Consider the following 12654-nt stretch of genomic DNA (forward strand, 5'->3'; position numbering starts at 1 on the left):
GAAGAGCTTGGGTGAAAGCAGGGCGGCGCGACGGCGCGGCTCGGAAAGGATGGGCATGGAAACGAACGAATCGATTCTGACGAAGGGGGTCGTCTCCATCGACGATCGCAAGCAGGTCGGCAAGGTGAAGGGGGTCATCGTCGACTGCGACTCGTGCGGGGTGAGCCACTACATCATTTCGAGTTCGAGCACGAATTCCTCGCTCGTTCTTCCGTTCGAGAAATCTCTTGCCGTGGGCGATACGTTCATGACCATCCAAAGCCGCGATGATTTTCTCGCAACGACCGATTTGACGGCACGCGGCGCTCTCGAGGACAATTTCGATCTGGTCGGCCTCGACGTTTACTCGCGCGCCGGCAGCCATTTGGGTGTTGTCAAAGGTTTCGACATCGATACCGCGTTCGGCGGCATCACGAAAATCGATCTTGAGGACGGCGGCTCATTCGAGTCGGACAGCTACGTGTTCTTCGCGCGGGAATTCGTGTTTGTCGACGACGGCACGAAAACCGATGCCGACATTCGCTCTGCAGCGGCAAACGGCTCTGATGAGGAAGCCGAGGATTCGGCCCCTTTAGCTGAACCGGCCGACGAAGAAGAGGCTGTCGAGCCGGATAACGCCGAAGCTGTCGAAGAGATCGAGCAAGGAGCCGACGAGGGTATGGTGGAGGTCGCCGAGGACGAGGCGGAAGAAGCCGAAATCGTCGATGAAGTGCTTGAACAAGGCGAAGAAGACGAGCTTGTTGAAGAACCCGTCGAGGATGGCGGGGTTGGCGAAGAGCCCGTCGAAGACGAGGCTGCTGAGGAAGCTGAAGCCGAAGAGGATCCCGCCGAAGAGGCTGAGGATGATCCCGATGCCGAGCTGCGTTCGTTTCTCGTGGGGAAGGTACTCAACGAGCGCGTGGTAAGCCAAGATGGTTCGCTTGTGCTCGAAGCCGGTGAGGAAATCACCGAGCAGGTGTTCGCCGATGCTCAGAAATGCGATGCGGTACTCTTGCTTACGATGAGTGTTGATGAATAGCAGCACGCTTGAGAGTTTATACGAATCGGTGCCCCGTTCCTATCGAGGAGCGGGGCACTTTTTTGCGCACAGGGAGCACAGGAACACAGGGGGACGGTCCTTTTGTGTTCCTGTCCTCTTGAAATGCCCTTTTTGCAACGTCGGCCTCGTCATGAGCGAGCACCAGAAAAGAGAGCACAAAAGGACCGTCCCCCTGTGTTCCCATTCTCGCGTCAATCACGCGCCGACAACCCCTATATGAGGTAGGGGCATTCGCTATTTTCCACAGCAACATGGGAAAATGATGCCATTTGCTAATATTATTGCTATACTTAACTTTAAGTTTAAGTTGAGTCAGACTTGGAAACTCAACTTCACACGAGAGAACATAACTGAAGAGAAAGTTGCAGACGTGCAAATCTCAGACGTGAAGATTGCGACGGCAATCTTGCTGGCCGTGTTCGGCATAGGGCTGTATTGGCGAACCAACATACGAGAAAACAGGTCTTCGAGACCCTCTGCATCTACAAAAAAGCGGGCGCATCGAGCGCCGGATCCGCGTTTCCGAACGGAGCACGTGCGCGCTCGCATGAAGCGTCGGGGGGGGGTTGCTTTTTCCGCCGCGCTTGCCGTCGTTCTCGTATTCGGGGGTTTGTTTCCCAGCACGCTTGAGCTTGCAAGCGGCGAGGAAGCCGAAAGCGCTTCGGGCGACGGCTCGGGCAGCGACATGGTCGGCGAGGCGTCGGCGAGCGTCACCATTCAGGTTGAGGGAAGCAGCGATGCCGCAGGTCTCAGCGCCGAATCGCTCGAGCACCGCATGCCGACGCTCGAGGAGTACCTGAAGCAGGCAACCGGTGGGAACGAACCCGCCGCCCTGTCAGCCGATGACGGCGGCGAAGAAGCCACGGCGGCCCAGCTCGCAGAGGTGTATGCCGCATCCGATCTGAAGCCGGGTACTCCAGCCTACTACGATGCGCGATGGAACGATGCGATCGACAAAGTGAAGAAAACCGGCGTCGGCGGCGCGAGCGTATGGGCTGATACGTCAGCGAAAGGAAACGAGGGAGGCGCGCTTGCTCCTTGGGACGGAAACCTCGCAGGAGTCAAACCTGCCCAAGGCGAGGGAACCACGGGCAACCCCTACAAGGTGTACACGGCGAACGAGCTTCGGTACGCTTTGGTGAACAAAGCATCGTGTCAGCTCATGCAGGATATCGATCTCGGTGGCGCACAGGGCATCAACTGGGCAGCGGTTTCCATCGATACCGCTGTGGTGATCGACGGTAACGGTTATACGATTTGGAACATGTTCTCTTACAGTGACGCGACCGAAGGAAACGAACCAGTCGGATTTCTCGGTACCATTTCTTCACCTGATTTCGTCCTGAAAAACCTCACGATGTCGAATTGCAAATGCGAATCGGCCAATCAGACGCAGCCAGGGCGCATGGCAACCATGATCGCGTGCTTACAAGCAGGAACCGTAGAAGGCTGCGGTTTGGAGAATTCGCTTGTAGGGCCGAGAAACGAAAACGGGTCGCTTTCCCTCTACGGGATTGGCGGGATGCTCGATTCTGCAGGCTGGCCTTCGACGGGTAAGATTTTCATCCGCAATTCTTACACGAAAAACGTCCATGCAAGGGGCACCGGGTGTGTCGCAAATTTCTATGAGGGAGGTTGGACGAGGGGCACTGCCGATACTTCTACGATCACTATCGAGAATTCCGCTGCGATGGATGGTTCTATCGTAACGAACAGCGGCCATTCTGGGGGATTCATTTCTTGCACGGGCCAAACCGTTGTTACCAACTGCTTCTCTAACCTTGATTGCTACGGATACGACCAAACAGGCGTGTTTTGCGGGGTCATTCACAACAACGTGCAGATTAAAGACAGCTGGGCAAGCGGCAAAGTCGAGGGCGTTAGGAATAGCGGCGGATTTGTGAGCGGGCTGGGAGCTCACGACGCTATCGACTCGACGTTTGAGAACTGCTATTCAACGTCGATGGTCGGCATGTCTTCGTCTGCAGCCGTGATGGGCGGTTTTGTAGGTTCGACCGAAAGCTATAGTGGCACAACGCCTAAACTGCATTTTACCAATTGCTATGCAGCCGGCGAAGTAGGAACCCTGAAATCGCTTCCAGACGGTACGGCGGTCAACGACGATGGCACGCCCGTGTCGGATGTTGGAGGCTTTGCGGGCGTATCGACGACGGCGGTCTACAATGCCTGCTATTACGATAAGCAAACGACGGGATCAGCGGAAAAGGCCATCGCAAACCAACCCGACAATCGTGTGACAGGTCTCTTGACCAAATCCCTTTCGACGCTCAATATCGGCTCTGATTGGTCTCTTTCGAACGACGGAAGCACCTATCCGCAACTGTCGGTGTTTACCACAGGCACCTGGGGAGGCAGTGCGAAACTCGGCGAGCTTGCCCGTGCTTATTCTCAGGCTTCGGTATCGACCGTGTTCCTCTATCCGTGCAACGAAGCAACGTTTGACGCCGCAGCAACCGATTATGATACGGTACGCAAAATTCGCTACGCCTTCCCCTTGACGAACAATGCGTCGGTCAACAATTCCTCAATCAAGACATCGTGGGTGTACGATCCCGATAACAGTGCGTATTATCCCAACGACAGTCCGCTGAACCCCGGCACCAAGATCATCACCCTTTCGGCTGCGCAAGGCGAGCCGGCAATGGACGACGTAAGCGTAACAGCAGTTGCTTCGGGCATCGGGTGGCTCCGCGTGTATACCGACTACGATGGCGTGGTGGGTACGCGCAATCTTCGGCTCGTGCCGACCACTTCGGTAGCTATCGGTACCGACAACAAAGCCATCGTAGGCTCGGATGCTACGGTGTATGCGCAGGCTACAAGCGCCGATCCTCAGTACAAACCGCTCGAAGAAACCTTGACGCGGTTCGACCATCGCGATGGTATCAAGTTTATCGTAGCGACTTCGGTTAACCTACAAGCGTTCATGGACGATCCGAAGCCCGTCGGTGACGGAGGCTACGCTTCCTTGGAAGAAAAGATGGCCGCACACGACATCGGGTGCACCGATTTCGCGGATCCGAACCTCAACGCGGCTGTTTCGGTTGACAATAAAACCAACCTCGACTACGTCGTGAGGCTGCAAAACGCGGGGGGAGGCACGCTCGAGCAAGTTGTCCGCCTGTCGGTTTGCAAGGTGATTCCGAGTACTGTTGAGGGTCAACCTCCTACGTACTCGTTTCCGCTCGAGTGGACCGATTCTCTCAAGAATCTGTTTACAAAACAACGGTCGGCTGAGTTGAGCGAAACGGGAACGTATTTGCTCAGCTATTCATGGATGGATCCGACGAAGACGAGCACGCAGGCGGAAGGCACAAAGTACCTGACGGTTGTGCCTCCGCTTTCTCTCTCGTATCATCTTGGGTACGTACCGTCGGGTTCTTCCGACGATCTGTATACGAAAGATCCCGGAGCCTATCAGAACACGCAAACGATCACCGAACGTGCGCAGCTGTATCCCGAAACGGCAAAGCTTCCCGCGGCCCCCACTCGCTACGGGTACGATTTTTCGGGCTGGGTGTACAACCGCGATACGAGCATTTCCTTCGATGCCGATACCCCCATTACGGCGGTAACCGATGCCTTAGGCAACACCGAAACCAATATCTCCATTCTTGCGACATGGTCGGCCCATCCGCAGAACATCGTCATCAAGGACGGTAAGAACGGCACCGTGAAGGAGACGATCACTTCTGCATTCGACAGAGGCGTTTTAGCCGAACTCGACGGAAAAGAAAGTTTGTTCAGCGATCAGGTAGTGGCGGGCAAATCGGAATTCTTGGGATGGCGAATCGAAAGCGGCCTCGGTGATGCTCGCATCGGGACGTATGTTTCTGCTACCGATACCGTGCCTGACAACGAAGTGGTGGTGTACCCCTCGTTTGGCACGGTCGTCTCCGCCAACATAAGCGCCTACAACGAGACGCAGGGAGATATCGGTGGCCACGTGACTAACCGTGTGGGCGATCTGATTACCTACACGATTTCGATCAAGAACAGTTCGCCGGGGCTGAAGTGGAAGAATGCGAAGATCTTAGACGAGCTGCCGAAAGGCATCGACGTTGTGCCCGACAGTATACAGCTTGCCAAAGCAGGCGAAGATCCTCAACCCCTTCCGAACAGCGTGTACAACGAGGCAGAAGGCGAAAACGGTTCCATCATCCACACGATGGATGTAACGCTCGATACCGACGACGAGTACCTGCTCTCATTTCAGGTAAAAATCAACGACGACGCGCCGTACGTGAGCTCTGGCGCCGGGGCGGGCATTCTCAATTCGGCGACCGTCGATGGAACAGATGAAGATGGCAACGAAGTCGCCGCGACGACCGATGAAGCGAAGCTACCGGGAAGCGGGTACGTGGCATTCACTCCCGCAGACAAGTGGGTCTCCAAAGACGCCGCCAACCTCACTGATCCGGGCGCTCCGTCGGCGCAAGTCGGCGATATCATCAAATACACCGTCGAGCTGGGCAACAAGAGCGATGATCCCAATTCGCGGTGGGAAAACGCATGGTTTTACGACAAGGTGCCTGCGGGCTTGGTGGTTGATCCGTCGAGCATCACCATGACGCATCCCCTCGAAGACGGCACCGAGGGGATGCATGAGCACATCGTTCCTACGGGCTACAATAAGGCTACAGGCGAAATCTCCGTTTCGGCTGGCGTTCTTAAAGCAGGGGAGAAAGCGACGCTTACTTTTGACGTGATCGTGTCGCCCGATGCGGTCGGTCAGTCGATCAAGAACACCGCGTGGGCCGTAACCGACGGCAAAGACAACCCTACCGATCCGCCCGACAATCCGGGCGACGTGACCGATCCCCCGAAACCCAACCCCGACAATCCCGACCCCGACAGCCCCGATCCCGATCCGACCGATCCGGTGGGGCCGGGTGGCGAGGGTAAGGCGCAGCTTTCGGTGGCGAAGTCGACGAACGTGACCGAGGCATCGCCGGGAAGCATCATCCCCTACACCATCACCGTGTCGAACGCGGGCGACGCGCACGCCAAAGACGTGGTCATCACCGATGCGCTGCCCGAGGGGCTCGCCTACGTGTCGTCGGTGCCCGCAGCTCAGGTGAACGGGCAGAACGTTTCCTGGACGCTCACGGTACCCGCGGGCATGAGCGTCACGCGCACGGTCATGGCGCGCGTGACGGGCACCGCGGGCACTACCATCGCGAACAGCGTGACGGTAACCGATCCCGCCGACCCCGATAATCCTGTAACGCCTCCGGTCGACCCGCCGATCGAAGTCGTGCCGGGCGCCGATGCGCCCGATGTACACATCGCCAAGACGGCGAGCGCTGATACCGCACTTACCGGAAGCCAGCTCACCTACGCGATCTTCGTGAGCAACAGCGGTGCTGCGGATGCGACGGGCGTTGCCGTGACCGATCAGCTGCCCGCGGGCACGCTCTTTATGAGCGCGAGCGACGGCGGAACGTACCGCAACGGCGTGTGTGCCTGGACCGTCGATGTGCCGGCTGGTCAGACAAAACAGCTGAACCTGACCGTCAAAGTACAGGCGAAAACGGGAACGCTCGTGAACATGGCAACCTCGGTGCATGCGGGTAAAGCCGATGTCAGCGAACCGGTGCAAACGACGGTTTCCCAGAAGCCGATCGTCGAAGACAAGCCGCAGCTTTCGGTGACGAAGACGACGGATGCAACGTCTGTTGCGCAGGGTAGCGAGATTCCCTATACCATCACGGTCACGAATTCGGGCAAGGGCGATGCGACCGGCATCGACATCGTGGATGCGCTGCCGGCGGGACTCGAATACGTATCGAGTTCGCCTGCTGCTACGACCGTCGAGGGCAACACGGTTACCTGGACCGTTGATATCGCGTCGGGTCAAACCATCGTGCGTACGATCGTCGCGCGGGTGACGGGTGATGTGGGGGCGAGCATCGAAAACGGTGTAAGCGTGACGAACCCCGACGGGGGCGATCCGATTGCACCCCCCGACAACCCGACTGTCGATGTGACCGATCCCGAAGACGCTAAGGAAACGGTCGACCTTTCCATCTCGAAAGCGTCGAGTGTCGACGCGGCGAAGACCGGGGATCAGATCACCTATACCGTGACGGTTTTTAACAAGGGCGGTAAAGAGGCTGTCGACGTGACCGTCACCGATGCTCTGCCGGCGGGGCTTTCGTTCGTGTCGGCAACCGAAGGCGCAACTGCTGCAAACGGCACCGTCTCGTGGACGGGTACTGTCGGCGCTCAGTCGAGCACGTCGTTTGCCATCGTTGCCGAGGTGGCCGCTAAAAACGCGACGTTGGTGAACACGGCGGTGGCCACTCACGAGGGCACCCAGGTTACCTCCGATCCGACAACCGTTGCCGTGACAAGCGATACACCCACGCCCGACACCAAGCCCGAACTCTCGGTTACGAAAACGACCGATGTCGAAGGTGCCGCACCGGGATCCCTCGTGCCCTTCACCATTACGGTGTCGAATACCGGCGACGGCGATGCGAAAGGCGTGGCCGTTGTCGACAACCTGCCTTCCGGGCTCGAATACGTATCGAGCACCCCGGCTGCAACGTACGACAAGGCGACCAACGCCGTTTCGTGGACGGTCGATGTGGCGGCGGGCGGCCAGACGGTGTGCGTGGTCACGGCCCGCGTTGCCGAGGGGGCAACGGGTTCGCTGGAGAACTCGGTTACGGTGACCGACCCGAACGATTCCGACAATCCCGTCACGCCGCCCGACGTTCCGCAGGTCGATGTGACCGACCCCGACCCCGGTGCGAAGCCCAGCATCTCGCTTGCTAAAACGGCGAGCGCTTCGACCACGGTGCCAGGTGGTCAGATCACCTATACGCTTGCGCTTACCAACACGGGAACCGTCGATGCGGAAGGCGTGGCGCTCACCGACGCCTTGCCCGCCGGATCGAGCTTCGTGATGGCAAGCGACGGCGGCGCGTGCGAAAACGGTATGGTTTCCTGGACGCTCGACGTGGCTGCCGGGCAGCAGAAAGAGGTGACGGTCACCATCGACGCACCCGCTTCGAGCGGCAGCATGATGAACACGGCGCAGGCCGTTTCAGGCGATACGACCGTGAAATCCGACACGGTGACGACCACCGTGAAGGAAGAGGATGCGGGCGATGCGGGCAAGCCGCAGCTTTCGGTTGCGAAGTCCACTCCGGTCACCCAGGCCCAGCCCGGTTCGGTGGTGCCCTACACGATAACCGTTTCGAATACCGGTGACGCCGATGCGATCGACGTCGAGGTGGTCGACGAGCTTCCCTCGGGGCTCGAGTACGTATCGAGCAGTCCGACCGGTAAGGTCGAGGGCAGCAAAATCACCTGGAAGGTCACCGTCAAGGTGGGCGAATCGGTTGTGCGCATGCTCAACGCGCGCGTGACGGCAACCGATGGGCAGAGCATCGCAAACAGCGTTACCGTGACCGATCCGAACGATCCCGACAATCCGATCGAGCCTCCTGAGAAACCGGAGATCACGGTGCCCGAAGAGGCGAAGCCGAGCGCCGTTCTGTCGGTCGATGCGAGCACCGCTTCAACGGGCGATACCGTCCGCTACACGCTTACCGTTACGAACGCGACGAAATCCGATGCCGACGGCGTGAAAGCCGTGCACAGGCTTCCCGTCGGCGTGAGCTTCCAGACCGCGAGCGACGGCGGCGTCTACGCTCCCGACACCGCACCCGCAGCACCCGCCGCGTTCGGGGAGCGCGCCGCACTTGCCGATACGCGCGAACCTGCGGCCGACGTCGACAACGATGCCGGTACGGTTACCTGGACGATGGACGTGCCTGCCGGATCGTCGGTCACGCGCGTGGTGTCGGCTAAAGTGACGGCACAGAGCGGCTCGCTTGTAAGCTCAGCCGATCTCATTCACAACAACAAGACCATCGCGGTTGCTCCGGTGTCGACCACGGTGCTCACCGACGGCTCGAGCACGGGCACGCCGAAGATCAGCGTGTTGAAAACCACGTCGGCGACCGAGGCGGCCCCGGGAGCTCAGATCCCCTACACCATCACGGTGCGCAATACCGGTGACGGCGATGCGGCGAACCTCAAGGTGACCGATACGCTTCCCGCTTCGCTTACCTACGTATCGAGTAGTCCTGCTGGCGTGCACGATAGCGGCGCGAACACGGTTACCTGGACGATCGACGCGCTTGCCGCGGGCCAATCGGTCACGCGCACCATCGTTGCGCAGGTGGCCGACGATGCGACGGGTACCGTTGCCAATACGGTCGAAGTAACCGATCCCGCCCATCCCGATGAACCCGTTACGCCCCCGATCGATCCCGATACGCCGATCATCGATCCTGACGACGAGGCGAAACCGCTTATCAGCATTTCTAAAACGGCGGATAAGGATGCCGCCGAAAACGGCGATGAAGTGGCCTACACCGTTACCGTAGCCAATACCGGTACGGCCGATGCGAACGGCGTCAAGGTGAGCGATACGCTTCCCCAAGGACTCCAGTTCGTCGAAGCTTCCGACGGCGGTGCGTTCGAAAACGGTACCGCCGCGTGGACGGTCGACGTGCCTGCGGGGGCAACGGTAACGCGCACGCTCAAGGCTACCGTCACCGCGAAAGCCGGTACCCTTACCAACGTCGCGCTCGCTTCGCACGCCGGCACGACTGCTTCGTCCGAATCGGTGAGCACGACGGTTACTCCTGGTTCCGCAGGGCCGGGAACGCCCGAGCTCTCGGTTTCGAAAACAACGCCCGTCACCCAGGCGGCTCAGGGTTCCGAGATTCCCTATCTCATCACCGTTACCAACACCGGAGACGGCGATGCGCTCGGCTACCGCATCGTCGATGTGCTGCCCGAGGGTCTCGCCTACGTGTCGAGCACCCCGGCTGCTGCGGTGAACGGCCAGGAGGTTTCGTGGACGGCCGATGTGCTCAAGGGCACTTCAGTCACGCGTACCGTGGTCGTGCGGGTAACCGGAGCGGTGGGTGCGACGATCAAGAACAGCGTATCGGTAACCGACCCCGACGGCGGCAACGAAGTGGTGCCGCCGGTCGATCCGCCCATCGACGTGACCGATCCCGAAAAGCGCGCCGATGTGCATATCACGAAGTCGGCCAAAACCGATAAGGCTCCAGCCGGAGGCCGTTTGGTGTACTCCATCATGCTGACGAATACTGGCGATGCCGACGCGAACGGCGTAGTCGTGACCGACAAGCTTCCGATGAACACCTCGTTTATGGACGCGAGCGATGGGGGCACCTACGATACGAAGACCAACAAGATCACCTGGACGGTCGATGTGCCCGCTGGCGCTACGAAAGAGATCAAGCTCGGTGTGAGGATCGAGGCGGCAACGGGAACCATCGTGAACGTGGCGACCCAAACCTACGACGGTAAATCTGAATCGACGGTGCCGGCAGTCGTATCGCCGGTTACGACCGATGTGACGGAGGCCGATCCCGAGACGACCGCCGAAAAGACCGTCCGCAACGTGACGGCCGAAGCTGAAGGACGCGAGGGTGCCGACGATCCGACTACCTGGCTCGACCGCGATATCCTCGAATACACGGTGGTCGCAGCCAACACGAACAGCACCTCGCTGTGGCGCGAAGTCGTGCTTTCCGATGTTTTGCCTGCAGGACTCGAACTTGCCGAGGGTGAGCCCGTGCTGTATACGGCGCCAGGATCCGTCGATGGTGTTCAGCTCGATGGGGCCTACGACGCGTCAGCGAGGACGCTTCGCGTCGAGGTAGGCGATATCGGCGGAGGCGAGCAGGCAAAGCTTGTCTACCGCACGCAGATCATCGCCGGTGACGATTATTCGGTTGACGCCCATCTGCGCAACCGCGTGCAATCGGCTGGCTATTCGCCCGATGGGGGTACGGAAATCATCGAGGAAGCGTTGGCCCCCGTTCCCACGCCGGTGCCGCTTTCCGACAAGGCGCTTTCGAAACAGGCGGTGAATTTGACCGACCCTGCCGACGATGTGGTGCAGGTGGGTGACCGCATCAGGTACACGATAACGGCCGAGAACCGCGAGCCGAACCCGCGCGCTGCGTGGGACAACGCCTACATCTACGATCGCATTCCCGCTGCACTCGATATCGATGTGGCAACGCTGACGCTCGTGGCATCGGACGGTTCGGTCCATGCAGTGGCAGACTGCTTCGATCCTGCGAGCCGCGAACTCATCGTTTCTGTCGGGCGCATTGTCGGCGGAACTTCGGCGGTCGTGACGTTCGAGGCGACAATTCCCGAGCGGGCGGTTGGCGAGGATATTGCGAACGTTGCGATGGTCGGCACGCTCGATCCAGCGGATCCGACTGTGCCCGCAAACCCCGGCGTACCGGATCCGGATACGGTGCCCGAGCCGGCAGAGCCCGACTTGGACGATAGTCCCGTCACGCCGAACCCCGCACCGACCGACCCTGTTGTTCCAAACGGTGAGGGCGAAGTGCTGCTTGCCGATCCTGATCCGTCGGTCGATAAAACGGTCAAGGATCTTGCGGGCGATGGCTCCTACGATAACGGCGACGAGGTGCTCTATACGATCACCGTGGCGAACGCCCGGCCTGGATCGGCGTGGTACGGCGTCGCCGTAACCGACACGGTGCCCCTGGGGCTCAAACTCGATGCGAAATCCATCAGGATAGCCGGCCCCGACAAGGTGTTCGCCGATGTTGCGCCCGAAGCGTACAACGAAGGCACCCGCGAACTCAGCGTTTTCGTGGGCGATGTGCTCGGCGGCGAAACGTACACGGTCGTGTACACCTGCACGCTCGATTTTTCGCTCGGCGAGGGCGATGTGGTGAACCATGTGGTCGTGTCGGGAAGCGATCCGGGAGGCGTTGACGAGGGGGTCGAGGGCGGCGCATCCATCGTGCGCCCGCTCATCCCGTGGGACAGCTCGGCGCTTGTGCGTTCGGGCGATGCAAACGGCAACCTCGTATCGCTTCTGGCGCTGGTCGTTCTCATGGCGGGTGGCCTTGCAGCGTCAGCCGGCTATCTATCGAGATCGCGCACCCGCCGACGCAGAGCATAAGGAACACAAAGGGACGGTCCTTTTGTGTTCCTGTATGCAACAGCGCCCGCGATACTGCGGGCGCTGCGTTGACTGCATGCGTTTCAGCGGGTGATGCAGCAGGGCGGAAAGGCTGATCCTGTTGCCTTTCAGGTCAGTCTCCGAAATCGAAGAGGTCGCCGAGAAAGCTTTCCTTCTTCTTCCTCTTTCCCTTCCGGTAGTAATCGTCGTTATAGCGTCGGTCGTCGTACTTCCGCTCGTCATAGCGACGGTCCTCGTAGCGCGGTTCCGAGCGCTGTGGCTGGGGCTGCGCTGCGTGCGCTGTGGCTTGAGGCGCGGGCATCGTTTCGGCAGATCGGTCGATGATTTTGTCGAGCTCGCCGCGGTCGAGCCAGACGCCGCGGCATTGGGGGCAATAGTCGATCTCGATGCCCTGGCGCTCGCTCATGACGAGGTTGACGTTACAAAGGGGGCATTTCAAGGGATCACCTGCTCTCGTATCGGGTGCGGTTCAAACGGATTATAACAGGAAGGAACATAGGGCGAGGGAACACGGGAGGAACAGGGGAACACAAGGGAACACAAGGGGACGGTCCTTTTGTGTCGG

Annotated in this window: 3 protein-coding genes; 2 read left to right on the forward strand and 1 reads right to left on the reverse strand. The window is 59.6% G+C overall.

The genetic code is table 11. The features are described from left to right. The first annotated feature begins 55 nt into the window (after positions 1–55). Positions 56–1018, forward strand: coding sequence for a PRC-barrel domain-containing protein (locus FJE54_RS04215; RefSeq protein ID WP_180326555.1), 963 nt, complete (start codon positions 56–58; stop codon positions 1016–1018). Positions 1019–1586: 568 nt separating this feature from the next. Then, positions 1587–12068, forward strand: a complete 10482-nt coding sequence (locus tag FJE54_RS04220) for an isopeptide-forming domain-containing fimbrial protein (protein ID WP_180326556.1) — start codon at positions 1587–1589, stop codon at positions 12066–12068. 133 nt (positions 12069–12201) lie between these two features. On the opposite strand, the gene FJE54_RS04225 is transcribed toward FJE54_RS04220, so the two are convergent. Beyond that, positions 12202–12528, reverse strand: a complete 327-nt coding sequence (locus tag FJE54_RS04225; RefSeq protein ID WP_139651483.1) for a TFIIB-type zinc ribbon-containing protein — start codon at positions 12526–12528, stop codon at positions 12202–12204. Between the last annotated feature and the right edge of the window lie 126 nt (positions 12529–12654).

Source organism: Raoultibacter phocaeensis, assembly GCF_901411515.1.
Classification (GTDB): Bacteria; Actinomycetota; Coriobacteriia; order Coriobacteriales; family Eggerthellaceae; genus Raoultibacter; species Raoultibacter phocaeensis.

What these genes read in the sequence shown, in the direction of transcription:
- FJE54_RS04215 (WP_180326555.1), top strand. Translation starts at nt 56, where the DNA reads ATGGAAACGAACGAATCGATTCTGACGAAGGGGGTCGTCTCCATCGAC.
- FJE54_RS04220 (WP_180326556.1), top strand. Translation starts at nt 1,587, where the DNA reads ATGAAGCGTCGGGGGGGGGTTGCTTTTTCCGCCGCGCTTGCCGTCGTT.